This window comes from Rhizobium sp. AN5, from assembly GCF_900215255.1.
GTDB classification, from domain to species: Bacteria; Pseudomonadota; Alphaproteobacteria; order Rhizobiales; family Rhizobiaceae; genus Agrobacterium; species Agrobacterium tumefaciens.
On the sequence record NZ_OCMJ01000002.1, the window covers coordinates 67,410 to 93,275 of the forward strand.

At 56.1% G+C, this 25,866-nt stretch carries 33 protein-coding genes and 1 pseudogene; 11 read left to right on the forward strand and 23 right to left on the reverse strand.

All coding sequences use genetic code 11. The features are described 5' to 3' along the window. Position 1: 1 nt before the first annotated feature. From virB9 to CRP02_RS27765, 11 genes are read right to left on the reverse strand one after another with little or no spacing between them, the layout of a single operon-like run. Entirely contained in the window at positions 2-856 is an 855-nt protein-coding gene (virB9, locus tag CRP02_RS01110) for a P-type conjugative transfer protein VirB9 (protein ID WP_414896226.1), read from the reverse strand. Further along, the gene (locus CRP02_RS01115; RefSeq protein ID WP_003517248.1) at positions 853-1,524 is read right to left on the reverse strand and encodes a virB8 family protein; all 672 of its coding nucleotides are present in this window, start codon (positions 1,522-1,524) and stop codon (positions 853-855) included. Before CRP02_RS01115 ends, virB9 begins: the two co-directional genes overlap by 4 nt. Positions 1,525-1,527: 3 nt before the next feature. Continuing rightward, positions 1,528-1,794 carry a hypothetical protein gene (locus tag CRP02_RS01120; RefSeq protein ID WP_003517250.1) on the reverse strand — a complete coding sequence of 89 codons (267 nt, stop codon included), beginning with the start codon at positions 1,792-1,794 and terminating at the stop codon, positions 1,528-1,530. A 35-nt stretch (positions 1,795-1,829) separates the two neighbouring features. Next, on the reverse strand, positions 1,830-2,765 hold the full coding sequence (locus CRP02_RS01125; RefSeq protein ID WP_097169948.1) for a type IV secretion system protein: 936 nt from the start codon (positions 2,763-2,765) through the stop codon (positions 1,830-1,832). Between the two features lie 4 nt (positions 2,766-2,769). After that, on the reverse strand, positions 2,770-3,003 hold the full coding sequence (locus tag CRP02_RS01130; RefSeq protein WP_097169949.1) for an EexN family lipoprotein: 234 nt from the start codon (positions 3,001-3,003) through the stop codon (positions 2,770-2,772). Beyond that, the gene (virB5, locus tag CRP02_RS01135; protein ID WP_025591466.1) at positions 3,000-3,698 is read right to left on the reverse strand and encodes a P-type DNA transfer protein VirB5; all 699 of its coding nucleotides are present in this window, start codon (positions 3,696-3,698) and stop codon (positions 3,000-3,002) included. The genes CRP02_RS01130 and virB5 overlap by 4 nt, the downstream gene beginning before the upstream one ends. Beyond that, positions 3,698-6,079 (reverse strand): VirB4 family type IV secretion/conjugal transfer ATPase, encoded by a 2,382-nt coding sequence (locus tag CRP02_RS01140; RefSeq protein ID WP_097170257.1) that lies wholly within the window; start codon positions 6,077-6,079, stop codon positions 3,698-3,700. Before CRP02_RS01140 ends, virB5 begins: the two co-directional genes overlap by 1 nt. Next, a complete protein-coding gene (locus CRP02_RS01145; RefSeq protein ID WP_013637408.1) occupies positions 6,072-6,413 on the reverse strand; it encodes a type IV secretion system protein VirB3 in 342 nt (113 codons plus the stop codon). The genes CRP02_RS01140 and CRP02_RS01145 overlap by 8 nt, the downstream gene beginning before the upstream one ends. 2 nt (positions 6,414-6,415) lie before the next feature. Further along, positions 6,416-6,715, reverse strand: a complete 300-nt coding sequence (locus CRP02_RS01150; protein ID WP_013637407.1) for a TrbC/VirB2 family protein — start codon at positions 6,713-6,715, stop codon at positions 6,416-6,418. Further along, the gene (locus tag CRP02_RS01155; RefSeq protein ID WP_097169950.1) at positions 6,712-7,401 is read right to left on the reverse strand and encodes a type IV secretion system protein VirB1; all 690 of its coding nucleotides are present in this window, start codon (positions 7,399-7,401) and stop codon (positions 6,712-6,714) included. The genes CRP02_RS01150 and CRP02_RS01155 overlap by 4 nt, the downstream gene beginning before the upstream one ends. A 1-nt stretch (position 7,402) precedes the next feature. Then, complete coding sequence (locus tag CRP02_RS27765) at positions 7,403-7,942, reverse strand: hypothetical protein (RefSeq protein WP_097169951.1); 540 nt, start codon at positions 7,940-7,942, stop codon at positions 7,403-7,405. A 93-nt stretch (positions 7,943-8,035) separates the two neighbouring features. Here CRP02_RS27765 and CRP02_RS01165 point away from each other — a divergent pair, with 93 nt between their 5' ends. The 4 genes from CRP02_RS01165 to CRP02_RS01180 all read left to right on the forward strand — a co-directional run bounded on the left by CRP02_RS01165 (position 8,036) and on the right by CRP02_RS01180 (position 10,409). Next, a complete protein-coding gene (locus tag CRP02_RS01165; protein WP_013637404.1) occupies positions 8,036-8,398 on the forward strand; it encodes a transcriptional regulator in 363 nt (120 codons plus the stop codon). A gap of 357 nt (positions 8,399-8,755) precedes the next feature. Further along, positions 8,756-9,160: a host attachment family protein gene (locus CRP02_RS01170; RefSeq protein ID WP_076846144.1), complete on the forward strand. Its 405-nt coding sequence runs from the start codon at positions 8,756-8,758 to the stop codon at positions 9,158-9,160. A 369-nt stretch (positions 9,161-9,529) separates the two neighbouring features. Next, positions 9,530-9,841, forward strand: a complete 312-nt coding sequence (locus tag CRP02_RS01175) for a hypothetical protein (protein WP_162632335.1) — start codon at positions 9,530-9,532, stop codon at positions 9,839-9,841. 178 nt (positions 9,842-10,019) lie between these two features. Continuing rightward, complete coding sequence (locus CRP02_RS01180; protein ID WP_179783902.1) at positions 10,020-10,409, forward strand: hypothetical protein; 390 nt, start codon at positions 10,020-10,022, stop codon at positions 10,407-10,409. Positions 10,410-10,571: 162 nt separating this feature from the next. Here the strand turns inward: CRP02_RS01180 and CRP02_RS01185 are convergent, their stop codons facing one another. The 3 genes from CRP02_RS01185 to CRP02_RS01195 all read right to left on the reverse strand — a co-directional run bounded on the left by CRP02_RS01185 (position 10,572) and on the right by CRP02_RS01195 (position 12,881). Next, positions 10,572-11,318 carry an SDR family oxidoreductase gene (locus CRP02_RS01185; RefSeq protein ID WP_010974415.1) on the reverse strand — a complete coding sequence of 249 codons (747 nt, stop codon included), beginning with the start codon at positions 11,316-11,318 and terminating at the stop codon, positions 10,572-10,574. A 54-nt stretch (positions 11,319-11,372) separates the two neighbouring features. Continuing rightward, entirely contained in the window at positions 11,373-11,807 is a 435-nt protein-coding gene (locus tag CRP02_RS01190; RefSeq protein ID WP_010974414.1) for a MarR family winged helix-turn-helix transcriptional regulator, read from the reverse strand. A gap of 156 nt (positions 11,808-11,963) precedes the next feature. Beyond that, positions 11,964-12,881 carry an NADP-dependent oxidoreductase gene (locus CRP02_RS01195; protein WP_003517277.1) on the reverse strand — a complete coding sequence of 306 codons (918 nt, stop codon included), beginning with the start codon at positions 12,879-12,881 and terminating at the stop codon, positions 11,964-11,966. A gap of 88 nt (positions 12,882-12,969) precedes the next feature. On the opposite strand from CRP02_RS01195, the gene CRP02_RS01200 reads away from it, so the two are divergent. Beyond that, entirely contained in the window at positions 12,970-13,734 is a 765-nt protein-coding gene (locus CRP02_RS01200) for an AraC family transcriptional regulator (RefSeq protein WP_097169952.1), read from the forward strand. Between the two features lie 49 nt (positions 13,735-13,783). Here CRP02_RS01200 and CRP02_RS27770 read toward each other — a convergent pair whose 3' ends face one another. The 4 genes and pseudogenes from CRP02_RS27770 to CRP02_RS01230 all read right to left on the reverse strand — a co-directional run. Next, entirely contained in the window at positions 13,784-14,200 is a 417-nt protein-coding gene (locus tag CRP02_RS27770; RefSeq protein WP_323455294.1) for a hypothetical protein, read from the reverse strand. A 473-nt stretch (positions 14,201-14,673) separates the two neighbouring features. After that, positions 14,674-15,186 carry a GNAT family N-acetyltransferase gene (locus CRP02_RS01210; protein WP_003517283.1) on the reverse strand — a complete coding sequence of 171 codons (513 nt, stop codon included), beginning with the start codon at positions 15,184-15,186 and terminating at the stop codon, positions 14,674-14,676. A 568-nt stretch (positions 15,187-15,754) separates the two neighbouring features. Then, a protein-coding gene (locus CRP02_RS01225; RefSeq protein WP_097169953.1) for an IS3 family transposase occupies positions 15,755-16,944 on the reverse strand; the annotation gives its coding sequence in 2 pieces (ribosomal slippage) (positions 15,755-16,695 and positions 16,695-16,944; 1,191 coding nt in all). A gap of 65 nt (positions 16,945-17,009) precedes the next feature. Continuing rightward, positions 17,010-17,237: pseudogene (locus CRP02_RS01230) on the reverse strand (winged helix-turn-helix transcriptional regulator); the annotation flags it as partial. Positions 17,238-17,379: 142 nt separating this feature from the next. On the opposite strand from CRP02_RS01230, the gene CRP02_RS01235 reads away from it, so the two are divergent. The 3 genes from CRP02_RS01235 (at position 17,380) to CRP02_RS01245 (ending at position 19,260) form a co-directional block, all read left to right on the forward strand. After that, positions 17,380-18,015 carry a glutathione binding-like protein gene (locus CRP02_RS01235; protein ID WP_097169954.1) on the forward strand — a complete coding sequence of 212 codons (636 nt, stop codon included), beginning with the start codon at positions 17,380-17,382 and terminating at the stop codon, positions 18,013-18,015. A gap of 190 nt (positions 18,016-18,205) precedes the next feature. Next, positions 18,206-18,634 carry a GNAT family N-acetyltransferase gene (locus tag CRP02_RS01240; RefSeq protein WP_323455295.1) on the forward strand — a complete coding sequence of 143 codons (429 nt, stop codon included), beginning with the start codon at positions 18,206-18,208 and terminating at the stop codon, positions 18,632-18,634. 221 nt (positions 18,635-18,855) lie between these two features. Then, the gene (locus CRP02_RS01245; protein ID WP_003517291.1) at positions 18,856-19,260 is read left to right on the forward strand and encodes an OsmC family protein; all 405 of its coding nucleotides are present in this window, start codon (positions 18,856-18,858) and stop codon (positions 19,258-19,260) included. An 83-nt stretch (positions 19,261-19,343) separates the two neighbouring features. On the opposite strand, the gene CRP02_RS01250 is transcribed toward CRP02_RS01245, so the two are convergent. Continuing rightward, complete coding sequence (locus tag CRP02_RS01250) at positions 19,344-19,844, reverse strand: MgtC/SapB family protein (RefSeq protein ID WP_323455296.1); 501 nt, start codon at positions 19,842-19,844, stop codon at positions 19,344-19,346. 382 nt (positions 19,845-20,226) lie between these two features. On the opposite strand from CRP02_RS01250, the gene CRP02_RS01260 reads away from it, so the two are divergent. Continuing rightward, the gene (locus tag CRP02_RS01260; RefSeq protein WP_097169957.1) at positions 20,227-20,685 is read left to right on the forward strand and encodes a GNAT family N-acetyltransferase; all 459 of its coding nucleotides are present in this window, start codon (positions 20,227-20,229) and stop codon (positions 20,683-20,685) included. Between the two features lie 69 nt (positions 20,686-20,754). Here CRP02_RS01260 and CRP02_RS01265 read toward each other — a convergent pair whose 3' ends face one another. From CRP02_RS01265 to CRP02_RS01280, 3 genes are all read right to left on the reverse strand, one after another. Further along, positions 20,755-21,510, reverse strand: a complete 756-nt coding sequence (locus CRP02_RS01265; protein ID WP_097169958.1) for an alpha/beta hydrolase family protein — start codon at positions 21,508-21,510, stop codon at positions 20,755-20,757. A gap of 130 nt (positions 21,511-21,640) precedes the next feature. Further along, positions 21,641-22,273, reverse strand: a complete 633-nt coding sequence (locus tag CRP02_RS01270) for a CatB-related O-acetyltransferase (RefSeq protein ID WP_019565710.1) — start codon at positions 22,271-22,273, stop codon at positions 21,641-21,643. A gap of 873 nt (positions 22,274-23,146) precedes the next feature. After that, entirely contained in the window at positions 23,147-23,698 is a 552-nt protein-coding gene (locus tag CRP02_RS01280; RefSeq protein ID WP_323455297.1) for an AraC family transcriptional regulator, read from the reverse strand. 295 nt (positions 23,699-23,993) lie between these two features. Between CRP02_RS01280 and CRP02_RS01285 the strand changes: the two genes are divergently transcribed. Both CRP02_RS01285 and CRP02_RS01290 read left to right on the forward strand, forming a co-directional pair. Further along, a complete protein-coding gene (locus tag CRP02_RS01285; RefSeq protein ID WP_097169959.1) occupies positions 23,994-24,710 on the forward strand; it encodes a class I SAM-dependent methyltransferase in 717 nt (238 codons plus the stop codon). Positions 24,711-24,840: 130 nt separating this feature from the next. Continuing rightward, the gene (locus tag CRP02_RS01290; RefSeq protein WP_097169960.1) at positions 24,841-25,029 is read left to right on the forward strand and encodes a hypothetical protein; all 189 of its coding nucleotides are present in this window, start codon (positions 24,841-24,843) and stop codon (positions 25,027-25,029) included. A 14-nt stretch (positions 25,030-25,043) separates the two neighbouring features. On the opposite strand, the gene attM is transcribed toward CRP02_RS01290, so the two are convergent. Beyond that, the gene (gene attM, locus CRP02_RS01295; protein ID WP_179783904.1) at positions 25,044-25,835 is read right to left on the reverse strand and encodes an AttM family quorum-quenching N-acyl homoserine lactonase; all 792 of its coding nucleotides are present in this window, start codon (positions 25,833-25,835) and stop codon (positions 25,044-25,046) included. Positions 25,836-25,866: the final 31 nt, after the last annotated feature.

Genomic DNA, 25,866 nt, shown 5'->3' on the forward strand with positions numbered 1-25,866 from the left:
CCTATCGCCCGGTAACGTCGCGCTTCACGACGCGCTCCACCGAAGGAGACGTTGTGTTGGTGTCAGGATTGATACCGACGCGGTCGTAGGCTTCGTTGAAGACGCAGAGCACATCCTTGCCCCGACGCAAGATGAACTTGCGGCTGATCGCGTGCACCATCACCAGATCTCCATCGACCGACTTCGGAACAAGGCTTTCGGAGCCGTCGGAGTTCTCCATATAGATCGCGGGCATTTCCTGGTTACCCACAAAGGCGAACGTTGTAATCTTGCCGTTGTCGTAGACGCTTTGCGGCTCCAGTGCCTGCGATCCCTGAGAAGAATAGCGCCAGTTTCGAGGGCCATAGGCTTCGTGAAGCGCCAGCACATTGTCGGCGTCCTTCGCCTGGGCCGCGAGAGCCCTCGACGCTTCCTGCTCGCGGCGAAGCTCGGCGTCATCGCCTGGATACCTGTACTTCACGTAGAAGTAGGTGTTTTGACCAGCCTCCACGGAGCCATCGCGCGCCGTCAGTTCCATCTGGTAGCTGCGGGTCGAGCCATCCCTGCGCGTCGTAACCACGGAAATATTCGTCACCGGCTGGCTCTCGCGTGGCTTCAGGAACAGGATGTTGCCGGCCGGCGCAACTTCCCAGGCGACGCTATTGCCGAGCGCGACATGGGCGATTTCCTCGTCCGCCGCGAACTCGACCTGTACGGATGACCGCAGAGTGCCGACCACCCGCGTGATGTTGTAGGGTTGGTAGTTCACGAACCGGACACGACTGTCTTGCGAGGCACCTCGGGGTATCTCAAGCGCAAACGCCGGCGACATCGTAAGGGTCACGATGAGTGCAGGAATTCGAGGGATGCGCATCATCTCACCTCCTCCGGATCAGCGCGATACTCGCTGACGACGAAACCGAGCGGGTTTACGAGCCGGTCCGTCGAGGACATCGGAGCGTTCGCGTAGGAATAGGTGATCGACGCAACCCAATGGGTCGTTCGTACTTCCTCGCCACGCGTGATGGTTCGCATGTAGCGTACGGAAACGACATTCTGATTGATGAGGGAGATTGAAGCGATATCGATCCTTGCTGTAGCCCCGCGACCATAAGTATTCTGGGGCGATTGCGGGTTGCTGCCACGGTAGAGGGCCGCGAAACGCGTTTGCTCCGCTTGCGTCGACAAGAGGGCGATGGTGCGGAAATTTTCCTGTGCTTCACTCCAGACGTAACCCTCGCGGGCCCGGACATATTTTGCAGCGAAATATTTCGTCACCGCCTCATCGTAGGTGCCAGCCGTCGATGTCAGCGCTGACACGACGTCGACAATGCCGGTCGAATTGTCGACGCGCACCACAAAGGGTTCAACCGTCTTGAGGGGTGTGAGACACGCGACCGCGAAGACGGCTACAGCGGCGACAATGCCTGAAACTATGGCAATCGACCAGGCAATCCTGTTCGATCGCTCGACCTGGATCATCCGGTCCTGGTCGAAACGACGTGCTTTGTCGAAGTAGCTCTTGAGATTATCTGTAGTCACCATGTTTCATCCCTCACAGCGGCGATAGGAACCGTCGATGTCCAGATGCGCAAAAGCGGAAGTCTCGCTGGCCTCTTCTACGAAAGGTGTGAGGGACGTGGACGAACTCGTGTTGGATTGCTGCTGTTTCAGCTTGCTGCCGCCCTCCCAGTCCCACATCGAGCGGTTCAATGGGCGGCGCGAATAGCCGTCGCAGTTCGGCAATGGGTAGGTCATCGAAGCGCAGCCGACAAGCGTGGCTGAGAAGGCGAGTAACAGGGCAGGCTTAATCATTCAGCAGGCCTTTATCTAATGTTCTGGAATGGGTGTCATACGCCGGCATTTCTTGATCCGAAGGCGCGGCGGGCAAACCGAGCACCGCGACCGATCATCCGGCCGGTGTGGGAGGCTGCTCTGGCCAGCATGCCTTCATGCGCATCGCGTGCAGTCGTGTAACCATAGACCAGCGAGGCGCCGCCAGACGCCAGCGCCGATGCAATGCCAGGTAGCTGGTAGAATATGTACAGGGCAGCTATCCCGATGGCACAAAAGGCAATAGGGCGCATAAGGACGTCGCTGTAGCTGTCGATTGCGGTGAAGGTCGAGTCCAGACAGGAGATTAAAAGCGAACCGACGGCAACGACAAGGACCTGAAGGATCACGAAGTTTGCGAGCTGCCCGATCCAGGACTCGGTAAAACGGCGCGTCGATTGAAACATGGCAAGCGCAATGAAAATCGGCCCGATCGCCAGGACGATCGCCAGCGCCAACCGTGCATAAAGGGAAACAACATAACCGATCCCCGCCACCAGAAAGCTGACGCCGATCACCATGATGCCGCCCACACCTGTGACGATGTCAATCGGCCAGGAAGCCCTGGTCCAGATATCGGTCGCCGAGGCCTGGCCCTTGTCGAGCAGACCGTCAAAGGTGCTGGCACTCGGCGCCGTACCTGCATTCAGCGCCTGAGCGATCTCGCGTGGCAAAACATCGAAGAAGATGTTTGTGACATAGGTCTGATATTCGCCAGCGTTCTTCACCAGCATCACTATGATCGCGAGCTTCATCGCGCGGAAGGCGAAGTCAAGGATAGGTTCCTGGACCGAGCCCCGAAGGATGAGATAGCCGTAGAGGACGACGTAGAGGGTCACTGCCACCGTCAACGGACCAGCGACCCATTCTGCTATGTTCGACGTCCCATCCGAGACGAAAATCTCCAACGGCCGCTTGAACTGACCGTCGATAAACTCAAACACCTGGTACATTTGGTCAGCCTCCCAATGCCTTGCGCATGTTCTGGAGCCGGAGCTTAACCTCGGCCGCTTCCGCGTTCTGGCAATTGGTCGTCTGCCGCAATGCACCCGGGTTGTTGCGGCACTCGGTAATCGTACGGGACAGCAATTCGGTGTCGGCGACGAACTCGTCCACCGTGTGAGTTCGCTCCGCCTCTTGCGAACAAGCCGACAAGAGCACCAGGGAAAGGACGATGAGGGTGCACTTCACTGCAGCGCCGCCTTCATATTGTCCATCCGTTGGCGCCAGTCCTCCGCCTTGCGCTGTTCGTCGACCTGGTTCTGCGCCTGCTGCACCATCCTCAGCCCCTCCATCCGCAGGACGTCGGTCTGAAGAAATGCCTGTTCGGCCTGCAGCCGAGCCTGCAGGTCGGCAATCTCTTTGGCGTCGCCAGCCGTGGAAATCTTTCCTCGCAGCTGATCAATCCCGTCGATGCGCTTTGTCGCGGCATCGTAGATTTGCTCACCAAGGCTCATTTGCCCGGCATTCTTGTTCTGAAGCCGGGACAATTCCTGAGCGTAGAAATCATCGGCGTCAGTGCGGTAGGTCGAGTTACCTTCCAGAAACCTTGAGGCGGAATCACCGAACACGCCGGTGCCGTTGCCTTTGAGCAATCCCTCGATGGCAGCGAAGTCGGAGGGAAGCGCCTTGCGGATCGCCGGATCGTTGAGAACCTCGGCGACATCCGCCATATCGGTCAGCTTGTTGAGCGAGCCATAAAGCTGCCGAGCCTGGCCGATCTGCTCATTGAGCGCGTCGAGTTGCGACTTGAGCTGCGCGATGCTCTCGATCTGCTTGGCAATCGCAGCCTGATCGTTGACAGGAATCCCCTGCCCTGACGCGCCTTCAGCAGCAAGCATGAGCACCGCGCTGAGCAGTACGCCATGAAGTCGATAGGAAGTCATCAGCTAGCACTCCTTCGCTGTTGGAAAATGGGAAGCCAGTTCTCGACGTCGTCTCCAACCTCCGCGCGGATCGCGTCGAGAAGTTCGACATTGGCGGTCCGGCCGGAGAGGATGGCGAGCTCGTCATCAAAACCGTTGAGATCGAGCTCGGCAACGACGCTGTTGTGTCCTTGCTTCAACACGAACCTCCGGCTTTCAACGGAAAGCTCGCGCGCTATCAATTCGTATTCGCGCTCGGTGAGCTTGAATCCATCGACATAGTCGGCATGGTTGCCGCGCGAGTTGGGCAGGAAGATCTGTGTCGGGCATTGCTCGATGATCGTGTGCGCGATTGGCGAGTTCAGCGCATCGCGTGGGCTTTGCGTGGCAAACAGCATCAACCCATTTTGTTTGCGGATGGTCTTCAGCTTGTTTTGCGCAAGATCGCGGAACCCCTCGTCCTGTAGCGCCTTCCAGAATTCGTCGATGACGATGATGATCCGGCGGCCATCGATCATCTGCTCGACGCGATGGAAGAGATAGGCCATCAGCGGTGTGCGAATTTCCTCGTTGTCGAGGAAGTCGGTCATGTCGTAGCCGATGAACTTCCCTGATCCGCCGAAATCCCCAAATCCGATATCTTCGATGACATTGTCGAAGACCCAGCCGAGCGGCCCTCCCTCCTCCCACCGGCGGAGCCTCGCCGCGATACCTTCCGGATCCGTATTGTTGAGGAAAGCCCGCAGCGCCCCTATTGTCCGTCGCTCAGCGGGCAGGTCGGCTAGGCCGTCGATCGCGCCGGAGATGTCGCGAAGTTCGGTGACAGTCAGTTCCCGCGCCCCTGAACCCACAAGCTTGCCGATCCAGCGCGCCAGGAACACCTTGTTCTCCGGCGTCAGGTTGAGGACCTTCAGGGGAGCGCAGCCGGTGGGGACCCCGTTCTTCAGCGGCAGGTAGGTGCCTCCGGCGGCGCGAACATAAAGGTCCGCGCCGCGATCCTTGTCGAAGAACACCACGTGCGGGTCGTGTTTCTCGAGCTGTGACAGCATGAAATTGACAATCACGGTTTTGCCCGCTCCCGACGGACCGCACATGAAGGTGTTGCCCAGATCGCCATAATGGAGATTAAAGTAGTAGGGCGAGCCTGAAGCGGTCTTGAGCAGGGCGACGGCGGGTCCCCACTCATTGCCGTCCTTCTGTCCGATCGGATAGGAATGGAACGGTGACAATGCTGCGAAATTCTTCGAGCTGATCGCGCCTGAGCGCGCGCGGTAACGAAAATTGCCCGGAAGTTGCGCCCACCATGCCGCTTCGAGACCAAGATCCTCGCGCGCAACGACAGCCCCGCCATTGGTCAGGCTTGCGCGAACCTTTGCCAGATTGTCGGTTAATTCCTTTAACGAGGTCGCAAAGACGGAGAGTGTCAGGTGATGCTCGCCGATCACGAAGCGGTTGGACTCCAGGTCGTCCATCGCATCGTCAAGTTCATCGATTTGCGAAGCCGCCTTGTCGCCGCTGCTCACCAACTGGTTTTGCTTACGCCCCATGATGACGCGAGCGTCCGCCTTCGACACAAAGCAGAACGACTGTGAGAGAATGAGCTCAAACGGACTGTTTAGAACTCCGTCCAGCATGCCTGTCCTGGTGCGGGCTGGATATTCCTTAAAGCTCAGCATGCCGGCAAAGCGGCTTTCTGCCTCATGCCGGATCTCGATCGTTTCCCGACCTATGATTACGCGATCAGAGTAAATTGCCGAGGCGACGCGACCTTCGGTAAGCGGCACACGCTCACGCCTCCCGCCGACGAGCTGGTGCAGCACCTCGCTCGGTTCAGAGAAGAGCATGCCTTCCTGTTCGTAAAGAGAAAGGACCCGTGGCTCAAAGCGCCTCAAGCCCGCCACTACGTTGACGACTTTGTCCTTCAGCTGTTTCAGAGCCTCTTCATCCAGCTCCATATCGAGTCGTTTTGACCGTCGAAGGTACGACAGCAGCTTCCCCGCCTTGTCTGCAGGGCCACGCGCTGGCGACCAAAGGACGGTCAGATAGAGATCGTTGCGGAAAAGGTGCTCGCGCGCCATGCGTTCCCGGTATTTCTTGTTGAGCGAGGCGGAGAATGGCGTTGCGAACGTTCCGCCCGGATAGTCGCTATCCCTGCGCCGAATGAGATGGGTCCAGATCGCGAGCCGCTCATCGGCAATATTTCGATAGAGCGTGTTGAGGTCGCGATGGAGCGCGTTGATGTCGAGCAGATCAGCAGTTTCGAACGATACGCCTGCGAGCGCGACCATGACCATGAGTGTCCGGGACTCGAGCGCGATTGTCGTCTCGTCGATGTGCCGCACGTAGGGGATAAAAGCCTCTGGCGTGAGTTCGCGTGATCTAAGGGTGGCGATGTCAGGCAATTCCAATATCCCTTTCGTCGAAGCGGCGTGTCAGTCTCAGAGGGGAAAGTGTTGCCCCGCCCCAATAGGCACCGTTGCGTGAACGGCCGCGTGTCTCGACCCAGGCGAGCAGGATGCGGAACATGTTGTGATCGTGCTTGACGAGCGCTTTGAAGATGAGATGGAAAACGATGCCGACGAACGCGTAGGCGATAGATCCGGCGACGATGTAGAGGATCGTCGTGACCATGATGTTGAAGCCCATCGCCTCCATCGTGACACCGGCAATCATCGCGGGACGCGTACACGCGATGAAGAGTGTGTCTTCTTCGAGAACCGTTTGTCCGCCCACCATCTTCAGGCTCCGACGATGGTGTTGACGAGTTCGGTGGCGCCAAAGATGCCGCCAATTCCGATGATCCAGAAGCCCGCTCGCCTCAGGTCCATATAACCAAACATCCAGGCGATGCAGATGACGATGACCGCAATCACAGCGAGAAGCTTGGCAATGTTTCCCGTCAACATGTCGACGATGTTCTGCAGGACGGTTTCGATGCCAGCGGCTTGCGCGAAGGCGGGCTCAACCATCGTCACTACAATGGCGGCAGCCATGACGGACGAAGCGACGACGGGTCTGATCCGGGAACTGATTATCATTCACTCTGCTCCAATTCCAATTGATTGTCTTGAAACACCAGGACGGATGAACGGCTTCGGGTCTTGAAGACGTCCCACGCGGACGCCGCCGAGATCGCGTGTGCTTCCCCCGGAGTGTTTTCCGCCACCACTTCGGCAACGACGTCTGCTTGGGAAGAATTCGCCGACACGTTTGTCTGCAACCCTTTTCCCGTGTCGCCCATTGTAAATCGAGCCACTGTCGGTCCGAGCCGTTCGATTTCGCGGCGAACCTGATCGCCATAGTTGACCACGCCCCCGACCGACGGATCGTCACGTCCATAGCAGGATTGCAGCACCTGCTCGGCCCTGGGACTGTCAGCACCCACCTTCACCGAGAGGCAGCAATAGCCGTCGGATGGCGTCGCTGGAGCTTTCAGGTTAAGGCAGCGAGCGAAAGCGGCTGGTATCGAGAGGTTCAATCTGCGCAGTTCTTCCGGCCCGACCCCGTCGGGACCAATGTGTATGTCATGGCATGTTGCCTCCGAGGATGCGGCGACTTCGATTACATCGGCCTTGGTCGCAGGTTGCCGCCCGAGCGGTGCACGGCTGTTGATCCTGATGGTGAACGGAGCGAACCGGCTTTCGGGGCTGACCACACCCGCAAGTGCCTCCGATGCAACGAAGGGTGCGCAGGTCTGCGCAAGATCTGAGAAGACAACGGGCATGTCAGAACCACACCCTCTGCGTGCCGACGCCCTCAATCGTCACATCGACGTATCGAGGTTTCTCGCGGACCAGGGGTCGCGCCACGGTATTGGCCAGGCATTGGTATCGCCCGTCTACCCTTTGCCACCTCGGTGACGTGACAGAGCCTTTGTTCGGATCGCCACCGTCTCGATCTCGCCGGCAAAAGCTGTCGCTCACGGCTTGCAGTGACGTGGAAATGCACGTCGCGTCACGTCCCCTGGGACCGTAGCCAGCAGATAAGCGGTAGCCGGCGTTGCAGTAATATGGTTCGTAAAAAGGGCGAGAGGTCTGAAAACCCACGCCCGCGCAAGTTGGAAACGAACGCCCTTTTGCCAACCACCTCCAAAGCTTCTCGACGGGCGGCCTGCATTCCCCATACTGGGTCGGACCGCCGGGATTGGATAAGCACAGGATAACCTGGCACCCCCATTCGTCGGCACGAGCGCTTCGCTCCGAAATGGTATAGAGTGAAACGAACCCTGACGCTGCTATGATCATTCGAAAGAAAAGGCCGTTCATGCCCCCTACCCTCCGTCTTCCTAAATGTCCGCCTCAACTGAACGGCGACTCGTCTCAACTATTTGACTATGAAGATAATAGATAGTTAAAACGATGGCAAGCAATTTAAGTGAAAGATGGCAGAGTCAGGCCTTGTCCGTATTTGCGGTGCGTGAAATCCTGGAGAAGCCGATCGATGGTGAATCGGCGCAGTCGCGCATCAAACAGATCGGCATGATGAATATTCTCTATCTGATGCACCAGGCGCATCAGAAGTTAACGCTTTCAAATGTGATTGATATTACCGGAATGACGCGTGGTGGGGTGATCGAAACCATTGAACTCTTGGTCCGGCGGGGCATCCTTACGGAAACGCTGGGAAGAAACTCAATGGGACGAGGAACGGCTCGACAGTTTGAGTTTTCCCCGCAGGTTTTTGCCGCGCTTGGTGGTGCCGCGGCGACCGGAAATGCGTGATTTTACCAAGCATGTTTTATACAGTATTTAATGTGGACGCCGTTTTAGATTAAAGGGTCGGCATGTGCCGTACCGCTCACCAGCATTGTCGCGGAAGATTTTCGCTGCCGAGGCATACTGCCGAGTTCGTTCCAGGGGTCTGTGCCTGGTACAGCAGCCTCGACTGACCCTCTGCCACAGCGATGGCGCGAGGCAGGCCATCAAGCATTTGGCTGGGGTGACTGATCACGGCGATACGCCAATCCTGTAGTTTTGTCGGGCAGACTGCGGAACGGATGGTCTGTAGCGAGGTTATTCTCTGACAGAAACAAGCAGGGTCGGTCATCTGGGCTCGAGCTGCTCACCAAGGAGATCAACATGAACCTTCCGCAGAACACGGTCGTTGCCGTTGCCGATGGCGAAAAGCTTAGCCTTTTTCGGAACGACGGAGATGCGGCGACTGTCAATCTGACAGCGTTGCCAGATCCGGCGATCGACAGCTCGAAGATCTCTTCCGGCGCCCGACATTCCAGTAGCTCGGCTAATCCCGACGATAGCCAGCAAGACGAAGACGGGTTTGGTGCAGGTGTTACGGATATGCTGAACAAGCAGGTGCTTGAGGGCAAGATTAAAAGTCTGGTGATTATCGCGGCACCGCGCACACTGGGTGAGATGCGCAAGGGCTACCATAAGTCGTTGTCGGAAGTTCTTATTGGAGAACTGGATAAAGATCTGACTGGCCATTCTGTACAGGATATCGAGAAAGCACTCGCTGTCGCTTAAATCCTGCATCTAAACGGCGTTATCGGCCCCGCCATCCCCGGCGGGGTTTTTGCTTGGCGCTCGTTGGAAATGTAGAGAATCGGCAACAATGTAGTGTTGCCAAATTTTGCTAGACTGTCCCTGACAAGAACGACGCCACGACTTTTTGCTTACGTCTTATTTCAGGAGATGGCGGGACTGATCTGAATAGCCGGTACGGAGGCCCAAAGCTGACGTCACTCCCGAAGTTGACCCAAAGGGGAAAAGAAAGTGGCATGTACTCCGACCGTGGGGGCGAAGAGACCACAATTGCGCAACTGCGTCTGAGCGAGGGAACAAACCGGACGAAATCTCCGTTGCTCGTCATAATTGTTCATTTGGAGGCGTGTCATGAAACTCAAGCTGGCTCTAAGCGTGATTCTGGGCGTTACCTTCACGGCAGCAGTCGCGGAAGCACGTACTCAATGGCATCTTTACGGTACGGTTCCGGTGACGGGTGACTACGTACGTGAGATCGCCTATCGTTCAGCACTCGACAGATGCAGTTTTGAATCTTACCCATCATACCACCCCGTCGGTATTTATGGAGGTGCATATGGCTCTCCCGAAATGCGCAGATGCATGTACCGTATGGGTTTCATCCTGGAAAATGGTGAGCCTCTCGCATACCCCGTGAGAAAGGCGAAGTACCTGTTAAGGTAACAAGACGCCAAAGTATGTAAGATTGAAGCGTCTGACAATCACCGTTTCAATCACGATGAACTTGATACGGTTACGGCCCGGTTCCTCATCAAAGCGGAGCCATTTTGGTTTGCCGAGTGAATCGCGTATTGAAATCCGACTTCCGAATATCGACTTTTAGGATAACCTGGAGGTCGAAATGATCTACATTGTCATCGCGTTATGCGCGCTCGTCACAGCATTCTTTGCTTGCCGGTATTATGCCACCAAGATTCTGCTTGTCGAACACGATATTGACAAAGCTATCGCACGGAAATTTGAGTCGAGTGGGAAGGCTATTGAGCTCGCGAAACTTCGAGAAGAAAACGCAGTGATGCGAAACCTTTTGCTCGACCTTCTGGAAAACGAAGTGGCTTTTCCGGTGCAGCAGGCAACGGTATCAGTCGACGACTTATTCAGGATGAAAGCAACCAAGATCCAAAGGTATCGCGAGATACTGGCCGAATCCCGGCACGTCTTGCAGCAGCGTGAGGCCAGTCGCGTTTCCGGGCTCTCCAGCTCACTTAAGAGTACCGAGCGCAGGATGTAAGGTTCAACACACACTCAGCGAAAAATAGCAAGAAACCGAGCAACGGGGATGACGGAAAAGCCGACGGCAATTCTTCTTGCGGCAGAGCGTCTCCTGTCGGCCCGAAGGAGACATTGAGATGCGGAACCGGTCGGCCCGCATCCCATAATCGCTGAATGCGTCTCACCAACTCTTTTGCACAAGTTCGCCTGATGGAGCGCAAGCGTAGAACCCTGCTGTCGGTCCATATGCGTGCGTCGTTGCTAGAGCGAATGCGGGGCGTGCGCCATCTTCAGGTGAGTGCCCCGGTCCGTTGCCTGTCATATCAGTCGATGTCAGGCCGGGGTCTACCGCATTCACTTTGATCCCTTCCCGATCAAGCTCCTTCGCAAGCTTGACGGTCAACATGTTCAGTGCAGTCTTTGAGGCGCAGTATCCGCCAAAACCGACCGTCCATGTTTCGCTCCGCATGTCCAAGGCATCCGTCAACGAACTGAGGCCGCTGCTCATCATTACGATCCGGGCCGCCTTCGATTTGCGCAACAACGGCAAAAAGGCTTGAGTGACGCGCATCACCCCGAAAACGTTGGTGTTGAACATTTGCTGAATCTCGTCAATTGACTCCTCGGCAAGAGAGGGAGGCGAACCAAACATGAGCCCGGCGTTGTTGACCAAAACGTCGAGATGCCCGACTTCACTCTCGATAGTTTTGGCGGCACTGGACGCGCTCGCATCGTCCGTAACATCGAGTTGCACTGCACGGGCGTCAACCCCGTTTTCTCTCAGTTCGAAAGCTGCCATCTCACCCCGTGACATATCTCGGCACCCCAGCCAGACCGTGTGTCCGGCTGCGCCAAGCTGCCGTGCGATGGCGAGGCCAATACCCTTGTTTGCTCCTGTGACGAGTGCAGTGGGCGGTGTGTGGGTCATGATGACGTCCCTGATCATTTCGATGTCAGAGACATACTACGATATTCGTAATATTCAACCTTCGTATTTTGCGATCTGTTGGGTAATCCTCAGAAATTCGGTTTGGTCAACGGTATCAAGCGCCCGCAGCATCGCTTTGCAGGAGGCTCGATATCCATCGATATAGCCTGCGACCACTTGCTGCCCCTTGTCCGTGATTGTCAGAGCCACCGACCTGCGGTTTGCCTCTGGCCGCTGCCGTTCAATCATCTCCCGACGGACCAGCCGGTCGGCCGAAGACGACATTGTCGTCAGCGCGACCTGAAGATGCCGGGCTACATCCCCCAGATTACACTCGGGATGCTCATCAATGAAAAGAAGCGCCTGAATGTCGAGGGGGTTGAGCGAGTTTTGCATGACTGCCGCTGCCTCCGCGACCTTGAAACGACGGGTAAAGCGCTCAAAGGCGGTAGCGAGTTTTTCGATTTGTTCGGGCGTAGGTTCTGTCATTCCTGGAATTAAGCATTTCTGCTCGGAGGACGTAAGCCATATACCTTAGAACAGGCATTCCTTGAATTTATGCGATGACCGCTTTTGGCGCGAAACTGACGTCTGCAATTTCCACTGAACCGACATAGTGAAGGCAAGCGATCTGGAGATAACAGTTTAGTCAGTGAGTTTGAGAACGATCTTGCCACGGACATGTCCAGCCTCAGATAGCGCAAACGCCTCTCGGATCGCGTCTAGAGGCAGAACCATATCAACGTGCGCCACAACTTTGCCAGCCTCGACCAACTGCGTAATGGAAGCCAAGTTGCGCGCGCTCGGAACTGTAAATGACCTGTTCACGTGGACACCGTAACGCTCGGCTTCGTCGTCGGGAAAGGCTACAACCGTGACCATGAACCCGTCCTTCTTGAGGGTTTTGAAGGCGCGCTGAAATACCTCACCACCCATTGTATCGAGCACGACGTCAATGTCACGGGCTACGTCTTCAAATCGTAGGGTCGTGTAGTCAATAAACTCGTCAGCCCTAAGAGCCCGGACAAACTCCTCGTTACGGCCCGAGGCGACTGCCGTGACGTGCGCTCCTTTTGCTTTGGCCAACTGCACGGCAAGAGAACCAACCCCACCCGAACTGTTGGTGATCAGAAGACGTTGTCCGGCAGAAAGTCCTGCTTCGTCGAAAAGCGCCTGCCATGCCGTGGAGCCTGCCAGTGGAAGAGCCGCTGCGTGAATGATGTCGATATTATCGGGCACCCGAACGACATTTTGTGCCTCGGCAACCGCATATTCTGCAAAGGCACCCGTATGTACCATACCGAAGATGGTCTCACCCTGCTGAAAACTGTCCACGCCAGCGCCGACCTTCTCGATCGTGCCGACAAGTTCGCCCCCAAGATGAATCGGCAGGGTCATCCCCATGCGCTGGCCCGTACCACCGCGAATTTTCCAGTCCACCGGGTTCACACCAGCCGCATGGACCCGGACCAGGAGCTCGCCTTCACCCGGCTCTGGCCGTTCCACTTCAACGATCTCCACCACATCGTTCAACCCGTACTCCCGGATCACAGCAGCTCTCATTGTTTTTCTCCCGAATATTGATCTGCTCCGTTATAAATGTGTATCTTCCCGATGTGATGCCAATCCACATCGAAGACAGGCCAATCATATGAACCCGCCGTTCACGATCCATCGCATGAGCAAACCTAGCGGTTCAGCTCTGCCACTACATTCCCATGATGACGCCCAACTCACTTACGCCGCATCGGGTATGATCCAGCTTCATACTGACGAAGGTGTCTGGCTTGCACCTCCTCAGCTTGCGGCATGGATTCCGGCAGGTGTTCCCCATCGTCTGGATATCATAACGGACGCCGAGCTTTGGATGGTGCAGTGGGAACCATCTGCAATCGCGACCTGGGCTCCTCCAAATTTCCCGGATCGAGCCTTCGCATCCAAGGTCACACCGTTACTGCACTCACTGCTTGCCGCGGCTGTCAAAGACGATGCATCGTCGGTTAAAGCAGAACTTGTAGTGAGGCTGATACTTTTTGAATTGAGCGCAGTGTCAGATGCGCCGACCTACCTTCCAATGCCAGGTGACCCTGTCGCAAAGAGGGTAGCTGAGATCGCTCTTGGCGATCATCGCAATCGCATGAACTTGAACGAGTTGGCATCACGCGCTGCGACCTCTGTTCGCACGGTAAGCCGCCTGTTCCCGGCGGAGACGGGAATGACGCTCAAAGCCTGGAGGCAACGAGCGCGGATTGTTAGAACGATGGAGCAGCTCGCTCGAGGTAAGTCAGTTGCCGAGGTGGCGAGTGATGCAGGCTTCTCAAGCACTGCTGCGTTTTCCTTCGCGTTCAGACAGGTGACCGCAACAACACCCGGCGCATTTCTCTGCGGGCCTGAACCTTACAAGCGGTTGGCGTGAGTATCCTGTGTCTGATGATGGCCCAAACCGGTCATTGGCCGTGGAAAAATCAGGAGTTGCGCGACAATTCGGTATAGCGTTTGATGTGCTTAGCTAGGCGATCAGCATCGCAATCGGGACAGCACAGTTTGATCCCCTTACCAGACAGCAGTGCTTGCGGTTTACCGCAGGATGGACAGGTCAATATTGCCGGGTTGGCGTTATAGACGACGCCGCCTTTCCAAGGGAAATTGACATCCGGTCGCTGGGCCTCGAACTGAGCAAATTCCTGCCAAGAGAAATTGTTTGACAGAAAAAGCCGGTGAAGCAGTTTCAACCCCCAAAGAGGCTTCAACGAACCATCGCTGACATTGCCCGAGAAGATTAGTGTGCTCAGTGAGGTTGAGTCAGAGAGCGGCGAAAACGTGTCAACCTTGTTCTTACCGGAGAAGGACGGCCAGATCGTTAAAGCTTGGAGTTCATTCAAAAATTGCAACCCATCAAGTGTATTCAGTTGATCACATGAATAGACCCAAAGAGCTTTGAGGCTTCGGAAATCGCGTTGCGATCCCCCGAAAGGAGGTGAGCTTGCGGCATTCAACAAGATAAAGGGACGTTACGTGCTCAACGTCAGAGAGTCCGCAGAAATCTACTAGCGGAGCACCTTCTAAGCACCAACTCAATTCGCTGGGAGCAGGAAGTCGCTCAATCTTCTTTACCGAGCGATGGATGCCGTCAGGGTTTTCCCGAAGGAATTCCAAAGTACCAACTATCGCTGAGAAATATTCCAAATCTAAAGCCGCACCAACTTCGTTAGGATTTAAGCTGTTCTCACAACATCTTAAATTAAAGCTAAACTTGTTTCGCTGGCTTCTTCGAAGCCGCAGAGTAGGAAGTTTAGCAGCAGCCACAATGACCACAATTGGCGCGAAGCGGAAGACCGCAGTTGGCCCGTAGTGGTCATTGAGCTTGGCTAATATACAGGTATCGATTTACGATGCGCCCGCTGCTCTGGAGCCGTTTTTGGTAGACCTCCATTCGGTCATGGACTTTTTCCGCGACTTTCTGCGACGGTATATTTTCGGGGCTTATTATGCTGACCACCCTGCCCAGGCCAAGGGTGTTCAGCGCATGGCCCCGACAAGCTGTCGCAGCCTCAGTAGCAAAGCCGTTCCCCCAGAAGCCACGCCAAAGATGATACCCAATTTCCGGTTCGGTGCCTTCAGGGGTCTCTTGGAGAGTAATCCCACAGTCGCCGATGACCTGTCCAGAAGAAGGGTCAACTACTGCCCAAAGGCCGAAGCCGTGCTTGAGGTAGCTGTCGAATGAAAGCTCCTGAAACCAAGTCCGGATTTCCGATGACGACTTGGTGCTTGGATAGAATTTCATGCATTCATGGTCGGCGTAAATCTTGCTCAACGCGTCTAGGTCTTGTTTTTCGACTTCCCTGAGAAGCAGTCGGTTAGTCCTCATAATAGTTGACACGCAAACCTCTCATCTCGCCCGTCGGACACTCTGCCAAAAGGTTGACTCTTGTGCCATTGCCCCTTGACCTCAACTCTAGTTGAGGTTGTACGAATTTTAAGGCGGTCGCGGCCCATCGAACGCGACCACGTCAAAGGAGGGCGTCTTGGTCACATATTTTCGCTACTCAAAACCCAAATATTCCGTCAGAACACGCCTGGTTGGAGCCGTATTGTTGCAGTTACTTGGCACCGGATTGTTAGCGTTCATCTTTTGCCATCTGGACACGCTTACTGCGAAGCCAACGATAACTCTCGGTCAGTTGTTGCCATGCTTGGTTGGGGGCGTCGCTGGGATTCATTCTGTGGCTTTTCGTCGGCCAGCAACAGACGGCCAGCTTAGCCTTACCGCACTTGGTGCTTTGCATTAGGGCAGTTCCCCGCCCGAAGCGGACATCAGGTCAGCTTGCATTCCTATCTTTCAGCCAAAGCCCGAATTCCTGAACGACTGCGACAACTTTACCCAGACGGCGTCCTTCTTCGGTGAGCGCATACTCCACTGACCTTGCCCCCAAGTTTTATCCAATTTTGAGTTCGCTCCAGCGGTTTTGGGTTGCTGTATTTGCGGCGGTAGCGGCGGGTTGCGGTGCGGAGCCATTTCGGCTGCGCAGCACCGCATCACGTCGCGGGTTGATGGTCTGAGCGAACTCGGCGGGTGTCAGCCAGCCGAGGCCCGAGTGCGGTCGGTGATCGTTGTAATCGCTGCGCCAGTTTGAAAGCGCTGATCGAGCATGGGTCAGTGACGAGAAGAGGATTTCATTCAGAAACTCGTCTCGCAGCCGCCCATTGAAGCTTTCGATGAAGGCGTTCTGGATCGGCTTACCGGGCGCGATGTAGTGCCATTCCACCTTGGTCCGATCCGTCCATTGCAGGATCGCGTTGCCGGTGAACTCGCTGCCGTTGTCACTGACGATCATCCTGGGTTTGCCACGTTCCTCGATGATCCGATCAAGCTCACGGGCAACCCGCAGACCGGAAAGCGATGTATCGGCGACAAGGCCCAGACATTCTCTGGTGCAATCATCTACAACCTTCAGGACCCGGAACCTGCGCCCATCGGTGAGTTGATCCGACACGAAGTCGAGCGACCAGCGGTCATTGGCAGCCATCGGGATCAGCATCGGTGCGCGTGTGCCGATCGCTCGTTTCCTACCGCCGCGCTTGCGCACCGTCAGCTTCTCCTCCCGATAGAGCCGGAAGAGCCTCTTGTGGTTCACATGGTGACCCTCGCGCCTGAGCAGCACATGAAGGCGTCGATAGCCAAAGCGGCGGCGTTCCTGCGCCAGCGCCTTCATCCGCTCGCGAAGGTCACGGTCATCGCTGCGCCTGGTTTCGTAACGGATCGTCATCCGGCAAAAGCCGATGGCTTTACACGCCCGCCGTTCGCTCATCTCATGGTAACCCATCAGATGTGCAACAGCTTTCCGCCTTGCTGCGGGCGTCACCACTTCTTTCCCAAAAGGTCTTTCAAAGCCGCATTGTCGAGCATCGCATCCGCCAGAAGCCGCTTCAGCTTCGTGTTCTCGTCCTCCAGCGTCTTCAGCCGTTTGGCTTCCGACACGTCCATGCCGCCGAATTTGGCCTTCCACTTATAAATGCTGGCATCGCTGACGCCGTGCTTGCGACAAAGCTCCGAGACCGGCGTACCAGCCTCATGTTCCTTCAGAATGCCGATGATCTGTTCGTCTGTGAAACGGTTGCGCTTCATTCCCTGGTCCTCTCGATGGGCCAGAGCTTACTTCAAAATGGATTATCTCAACGGGGCAAGGTCACCACCTTTACGGGAACTGTTGGGTAAACGGTTCTGGCAATCAAGCTGGCGTCCTCCAATGCACGGAGGTCTAGGCTCAGCATCCTTTGAGAAATGCCCGGTATGAGCCTCCTGAGTTCGTTGAACCGTTTTGGACCATCGATGAGATAGGATGCGATTAGCAAACGCCATCTTCCGCCCAGCAGATGCATTGCGAGCTCAACGGAACAACCGGTGACGGTGTCTTTCAAATTCGCACCTCCTGAAAACCGGTATAATTTATGTACCTAGATGACATTATTTTGCGTTCTTACATTTCTCTACCGCGTCAACTAAGTGGATTTTGGTCCTCGTGCAACATGTCGCGAGGCACTGAAATCCAGGAGACGACTAATGAAACTCTACTACATGCCCGCCGCTTGCTCGCTCTCACCACACATCGTTGCCAACGAACTGGAGTTGGATATCGAATTTGTCAGGGTGAACTTCAAAGATCATAAGACTGAAGGGGGCCAAGACTATTACGACATCAATCCCAATGGCTACATTCCGGCCCTGGACGTGGGGAACGGCGCGATGCTTTTCGAGGGGCCAGCCATCGTCCAATACATGGCCGATCTGAAGCCTCAATCCGGCCTCGCTTCCGCCAACGGCACTTTCGAGCGTTACAAGCTGCAGGAGATGCTGAGTTTCCTATCGACCGAAATCCACAAGGGCTTCATTCCACTTCTTTATGCGAAACAGGCGGGTGCATATCTCGAAACAGCAACGCCGAAGCTGGAAAAGCGCTACGCATGGATCGACAATTTGCTGGCATCGCAGCGTTTTTTGATGGGCGAGAATTTCACGGTCGCCGATGCATATCTGTTCGCTCTGACAAGCTGGGGACAAGCGTCATGGCTGAAGTCATACTATGGTGCAGATATCCATTTCGACGATCTTCTCAACCTCAGAGGCTGGTATGAACGCGTAAAAGAACGGGATGCGGTGAAGCAGTCCATACTTGAAGAAGGCTTATCGCTGAGCTGAGTTCATCATTCTTTCCAGCACGCTATATGTCCGCAATTGGCGCTTCCGCGCCAAGTCGGCCGTTGGCCCATAGCAGATGTTGACAGAGGTGTTTCGCCACACTGTACTGGCTGCCATCGCAGATGAATGCAGCCACAAGGTTAGCCAGATGCAAATTAGGAATGCCTCGAAAGAGGATGCGCTCCGGTGCGTGGAGCTTGTCGAAGCAAGACGCAAAGAATACGAGAACTACGAGCCGCGCTTTTGGAAGAAAGCCGCTAACTCAGCTGCTTCGACTCTTTCATGGTTTGAAAAACTGTTCTCTGATGAGCACAACGTGTCTCTTGTCGCCGTTGAGAACACACTGATCGTCGGTTTTCTTATCGCGCGAGAGTTTCCAACTCCGCAAGTATACGATCCGGGTGGGGCGACCGCTTTGATCGATGACTTCTGCGTTGCTGCTAAAGATCGTTGGCACGATGCGGGTGCAGCATTGTTACAGCGCGCAAAATCGGAGCTAAATCGGCGGGGGTTCGCACAATTTGTGGTAGTTGGCGCTCAACGGGATGCCGCCAAAACTGCGTTATTGAGCCAAGCCAACCTTTCATTAGCTTCGACATGGTGGACATCAGAAGTGTAGCATTTCCCGAAATTGCGGGCATTCCTTAACTCCAACGGCACCCAGCCACAAGTTGGACTCTCCGTTGCCGGAACGGCCGCTTCTGGTGCACTCTCGCCAAATTGGCCGCCGCCCCGAGCGGCCTCAAACCTCATCGTTTAAAGAACAGGTTCGAAAACACAGTTGACCACGCCAACGTTTGCCACGAACTTGCAAAGCTCAGACATGGACGGAGTTATGTGATGGTGCGGTCGGTCATCGAGTTGCGGAACGTCGCCGGCACTGAGGCAGCGATGGGTTGGGCTGGCGGCCATACGGTGGTCATCGATCGGCCGGAAGGCAAGGCCGGGGGATTGGGTCTCGGTTTCAATGGCGGCCAAATGCTCGCTCTAGCAATAGGAGGCTGCTACTGTAATGACCTACGCTATGTCGCCCATGAACGTGGCGTGAAAATCGAACAAATTGCCGTAACAGTGACACTTGACCTAGAGGGTGTACCGCTGGTCGCCACCAAAGCCGTGCTATCTGTAAAGTGCGAGACATCGGACGGCTCCGATCCGAAAGCCTTGATCGATCATGCGTGGTCGGTGTGCACAGTCGCCAACTCCCTCAATCGCGGGATCCCGACGATAATACAGGTCGCATGACCGTTTTTGGCGCTTTTCAGCCTTTTCGCGGTACCTGCTACAGATTGAGTTGAGGCCGAAACATCTTCGCTGTCGTCCTACGGTCAATCGTCCCCACTAGACTTTGAGTCCGTCTCGGATGGCGTGGGCAAGATGTGAGGCACCGCTGCGAGAATGACCAAGACGATCGCGGTCGATAAGACGGCCGTTACCTCCATTCCCAGGCCGGCAATTACACCAATCGCGGCTGTCGCCCAGATACTGGCCGCTGTGGTGAGCCCTTCTACCTCCCGCTGCGCCGAGCGGATTATGATAGCACCCGCGCCGAGGAAGCCTATTCCTTGAACGACACCCTGCAGTACCCGTGACAGATCGCCGATCTGCATGCCGCTCTGCAGTGGACCTAAAACGAAAAGTGCAGCACCTACGGCAACCAACATGTGAGTCCGCAAGCCAGCACTTCTGCCCTTGCTCTCGCGTTCGAACCCGAGAACCCCACCGAGTACCGCCGCGATCACAAGGCGCACAGTGATGCGAGTTATGGCCGACGCGTCTGGAACATCAGAGAATTCTTTGACTAACGTCCCCCAAACTTCGTCTCCCACGGTCGCATCCTTATGTCGTTCGCAAATTTGGCATGTAAACGAGGTGCCATACAAACGCTGCGTTGGCAACTTCACTGCCGCCATCGTCACCCGTGAGGGTAACTTTCGTGCCGATAGGGGGAATAACAGCCGTCTCGCACCGTCAATTGCCGCGGGATGCCTTCCCCCAACCGTCCAGCGGAGCGATTGCTCGTGCGAGCGCAAGCAGCAAGCACCGGGATGTAAAGCCATGTCTGCATTTAGGTACGGGCAAACACGGTGTCTGTGACTGGAATGAAGGCGCGAGCGGAAGACGACCTTCGGCCCGGAGAGGAAGTCGAGCTCGGTCCTGAACGTCCATTGACAACTGACCCTGTTTGGAGTGGCAAATAATCGCTACTTTATGGGCTCAATTTGGAAAGCGTCCGATAAGATTGAACAATCGCAATACAGCACCGCGTCCCGTTTGCCGACAGTAGAAGAGTACCTGCATCTTCGTTCTGTCGCCGGGCTAAGTGCGTTTTCGCCAGAGGCTGCCCGGTTAGGGCTAACGGGTACGGTTTACTCGGTCGTTGTCATGCATCGAGGCGCGGCAATCGGGATGGGGCGATTGATCGGCGATGGAGGCTGCTTTTTCCAGGTTGTCGACATCGCTGTTCATCCCGACCATCAGGGACGAGGACTGGGGAAAACCATCATGCAGACAATCATGTCGTATGTCTCGCGAAAGCTGCCCGTCTCGGCCTATGTCAGTCTGATCGCCGACGTTCCGGCGAACAAACTCTACGAAAAATTTGGCTTCAAAGAAACTGCTCCGCGATCGCTGGGAATGGCATATCGGGTTACTTCGGCTGAACCTTGAAACGAGCTTGCAAGACGGCCGCAATTGGCGCAAAGCGGAAGACGGCAGTCGGCCCTAAGCGGACGACCATCAATGAATAGTCGCCATCGGTGCGAACACGCGGGTAAGGAAATCGCGGAGAATGGGAGTGACCTGATCGCGGGGAAGCCGATGACCGCCATCAAGCGCGTGAAAACGTACAGGGACCCCCGACCTTGCAAGAGCCTCGGAAAATCGTTCAGCCTGATCGACCGATGCACGATCATCATATTTGCCGTGGAGAAGTAGGGTTTCTGATCGGATGCTATGAGCATGATAGAGTGCGGATCTATCCAGGAAGGCCTCGTCTGAGATACCTGCTTCGTTTCGGATAGCCTCTTGCAGGCCTCGTGCACTTGTCTTGTAGGCGTCTCTCAAGTCATAGACGCCTCCAGTCAGTATGATCGCTTTGAGATCGGCCACCTTGGTTGCCACCATGGCAGAGGCGACAGCCCCACGGCTGTTGCCATAAAGTACGATACGCTCTGGATCGACCGATGGCTGCCGCTTGAGGAAATCCGACGCCGCGACAATCGCTTTCTGTGTCGACGGTCCGCAGAAATCCGCTGGTCCGTCCGATGTGCCGAAACCAGGCTGCGATACGGCGGCCGCTGTTATGCCGAGGCGCGAGGAGAACCGGACGAGCGATCCATCTTCGACCGCTTCCTGTCCACCTAAAAGAAGTCCTCCCTGATTACCGTGAACGAACAGTATCGCTCCGTTTCGTCGATCCGAAGCACGCGCCTGGAATAGCTGAACACGAGCGCCATCGCCCCGATCTATGGTGTGTTCTGTTACCTCAGCCATGGCGGTCACCCCGTTGCAACTGCGGGTGAGGATACGGCGGGATGTCCTACCGTCAAGGTCCCCAAATGGCGCTTCTGCGACATGACAGCCTTGGGCCGATTGCGAACATTACGAGATGGCGAGCCCGGCGCTAGGCGATTTTGAGAGCGTCAAGGTCACCATTACTCAGAGATGCTAAATTGGCTTCAATCTTCTCGATTGGCCAGTCCCACCAAGCAATATGAAGCAGGACATCTATCACCTCAGCGGGATAACGCATTCTAATCACGGTAGCGGGATTGCCGCCAACCACGGCGTAAGGCGGGATATCGCGAGCAACGACCGAGGCTGCGGCCACGATAGCACCCGCGCCAATGCGCACACCAGGCATGATAGCCGCGTTGTGGCCGATCCAAACGTCATGACCGACGACCGTGTCTTTGACCGGCAGTTCCTTGTAGCCAAACGTCTCGGGCTTGAAGATTCGAAATGGATAAGTTGTGAAACCAGTCATCGGATGATTGGCCGAGCTGGTTATGAAGTAGCAACCCTTAGCAATCTGTACAAATTTGCCGATCAGCAGCCGCTCGCGACATGTGTGACCGAGATAAGGGGCAAGTATCTGGGCTGTCTCTTCTGGGGTTCCAGAATGCGTGAAGTAGCTGTATTCGCCGACCTCGATACGAGGATGGTCGACGACGTTCTTTAGATACACTGTGTCCGAATAAACCCTGCCGTCAGGCAGGGTGATAGGATGGATTGCGTCGGGATCGAGGAGCGACATGGTAAACCTTTTACTGCCCATTCCGACGCTACACGAGGTCGGGCGCGTTGAGTAGGCTAGATTGACGTGATCGGAATGACGATATCCCTTCCAAGCCACGGAAGCCACCGTGCCGCCTTTATCGCTGCCATGAATGGTTTTTATAATGGCTTGGCGAGTGTTTGTGCGCCAATGACCGCTTTTGGCGCACAGGTGACGTTTTACGCCGCTGCGAAGCGTTGCCTGCTTTCAGGCGCGTCCCATGATGGCCTCTGTGACCGACACGAAGGCGCTTTGCCGACTGGGCGGAGCCGACCCCATTACCGCCGTTCACTATGCGGGCTGACTTCCCGGAAGCAATCATCGCGGGGGGGCCTTAGCTGTAAAGGTAACGACGCATGCAATAGAGCAGCGTTGCCATTTCCGCGTTCTCGCGCAAGTCGATCGCGCGCCTGAAGAGGAACCGATGGGTCGCCTCGTCGACGCCATTGGTTAGCTCGCATTCAAAGGTGAACCGATGCGTCTGTGAGGATCGGCTGGTTTAGCGAACGAAAGCTTCCGTGAACTTAATGCGGGCCAACGACCGATTGAAGCTGCTTTGCCAGCTTGCCAGACCCGATCCCATTCTGGCCGTTTGGCGCCAGAACGCCAACGCCCAAAAGCCGCCGCGAGCAGCTAATCCAAAAGCTTGCCTTGCGCTCCGTCCTTATGCCGCGCTCGCAGCTTCCCCAAGATCTCGTGTGAGAAACATGACGGTCGCCAAATCGAACGTTCCTCTGGGAAACTCTCCCAGATTGTGCCACTCGACACGAGCATCGGCGGGCGTGCCCTGGAAAGTGGCCTCAGTATTGGCCGAGAGGGCCGAAGCGCTGTAGGGAATTAAGATCCTCTGCCTCATTTTCGTGGTTTGCTCTGGGCCGGCGGTGAGCCGAACTTGCGGGAATAGGCGCGGGAAAATGCGGCGGCGCTGCCGAAGCCGACCCAGGCGGCGACCGATTTGACACTTCGCCCGGCGCGCAGTTCTGCTCGTCCGAGCGCCAGGCGCCAGCTATTCATGTAGGCGATAGGCGACTGGGCAACGGTTTGCGTGAAGGTGGAAATGAATTGTCCGCGCGACATATCCGCTATGGCGGCAAGGTCCGCAATCCGCCAATTTCGCGCCGGATTGTCATGTATGGCCACAAGGCTGGGATGCAGTGCGGGGTGCGCCAGACCCGCCAGTAATCCCGCATCGACCGTGCCGATCGCTATTGCCTTGCGGATCGCAAGCACGACGATGATCTCGCATAGACGCGCCTCGATAGTACCGCCACCACAGCGGGCGACCTCGACTTCGGCCACCATCAGTTGAGACAAACCGCGCAATTCCGGTTCGTTGGCCAGTGAAAGGCACAATTCGTCTGGCAGTGCACCGACCAACGGATTGGCACTACCGCCAAAATCCACTGTGGCGCCAGCGCATATAACTGCGCCATCCGGCAGCGACGCCGTGGATCTGGCGCGATAAAGCAGATGGTCGGTTCACCTGCGCCATGGACATTGATGATCAGGAGGTTAGCGGCTTCAGCACAATCGCAACGTGATGCGCCAAGATGAAAGGCTTTCAGGAAAGCCGTCAACCGATCATGTTTTCGCCCGGAATCTGAACTTTCAGTCATGTATTTCCTCCCTTTCCTGATCGCAAATCTTGTATCCTCCTTGAGCGAAGCACGCCAGCACGTCTAAACAGACAAGAGACAGCATGACACAGGATTCTGCAGCCAAATTTGACGCCTCCCGCGCAGGGGAATACGCACGACAGAGCAGGATAGCGCTGGCAGGATATGACGCCTGCCACGAGCTTTCCGCCTGCATGCTGTCTGCAGCTCTGGGCGAAGGAACGGCGGCACGTGTGCTGGTTGTCGGGGCCGGCGGTACGGCGGGCGAAATCATCGCCGCCGCTCGGCTGGAACCGCAATGGTCCTTTGTCGCCGTCGATCCTTCAGCACCGATGCTCAACCTCGCACGCGATCATCTGGTCAGGGCCGAAGTGTCTGACCGGGTGGAGACCGTCCTCGGTACCGTCTCCGATCTGGATAGAGCTCCATCGTTTGACGCTGCAATCATGATCGGCGTGCTGCACCATTTGCCAGGGAACGCCGCAAAGCAGGATGTTCTGGCGCAGATTGCAATGCGGCTGTATCCTGACGCGCCCCTGATTGTGGCGGGGAATTATCGGGCATATGCGTCTCAGCCCCTGCTCATGGCAGCCTGGGCAGCACGCTGGCGTATGAACGGCGCCGGGCCTGAAGAGGTCCAGACCAAAATGGGCAAGATTCTGCAGGGCGCGGAGCCACCCCGATCGGAAGACGAGGTCATTTCGTTGCTGGAGGGCGTTGGTTTCAACGAACCGCTTCGGTTTTTTGCAAGCCTGTTTTGGGGAGCATGGCTTGCCCGACACGTGGGGAACGCTAAGTGAGCGCCATAATCTGCTCCATTTGCAGACAGTTTGGATCAAAGAGACAAGTTCACTCTAAGCCATCCGGTATTGGCAAATTGTCAGCCGGAACCCTGATGGCTCAACGTAACGCCGGGGCGAAAAACGCCGTATGAGCACACTCGCGCAGCTAGAGGATAGCTTTCAGGCCTTGAGCGACAACGCGAGCGACTTGAACGAAGGCGTATATCCGGAAAAGGCCGATGCGCCGAAATACACGACCCCGCTCGGCTCGGTGCCCTTGGCTCATATGATAAAAATCGGCGAGGCTGCATGCAACCTCGCCGTATCTGGCCGTTGACCTGCGCGTTCTATTTACGCGTAAAATTCGGGAGCCTTATTGAAGTTCGCCCAGGCGTCAGGGTCATGGCCGGTGACGACTGTCGCATCGTGCTTTTCGGCATAGGTGCGGAGCTTCTGAACAGAACGGACCGTGTCAACGGTCGAGGCAAGGAAGCCAGGCAAAGCCTTCTCTTCCCAGTGGTCCAGTGTGTAGGCAGCATCGATCGTCAGGAGAAGCGGTTTGCTGTTTGGCAGGCGCACCAGGAAGGACTGGTGGCCGGGCGCGTGACCGGGCGTGAAGATCGTGGTGAGCGTGCCGTCGCCGTAAACGTCGTAATAATCGTCCTGCGTACCGTTGAGGAACTGCCACTTCAGACCCGGCTTGTCGAAGTCCTTGCGGATATAGCCGCCGCCAGCAAACCAGTCGGGCGTAAAGGCATACTCATATTCAGAGCGCTGCACGATGTGGGTTGCGTTGGGGAAGCGACCGATGGCGCCGGTATGATCGAGATGCAGGTGCGACTGCACAACATATTTGACATCGGCCGGATCGAAACCAAGCGCCTTGATCTGGTCAACGCAGCCCTGGTCCTTGTCCAGCACTGGCCAATAGACATCGCAGATGCCGCCCCAATGGCCACGCGGATCCGTTGCAACTTCAATCGCGTTGCCGCCGTCGATCACGGTGTGCCCGGCCGGATGGGTAATCAGGAAAAACGGAACGGGGATCTCATAGTCCGCACCGTTCCCCTGGTTCATCTTGATGTTGTGTACCTTGCATTTCAGCGTACCCGACTGAAGCATGTAAAGTCTGATATCGGTCACTCGTTTTCCTCCCTTGGGACTGAAGATATTG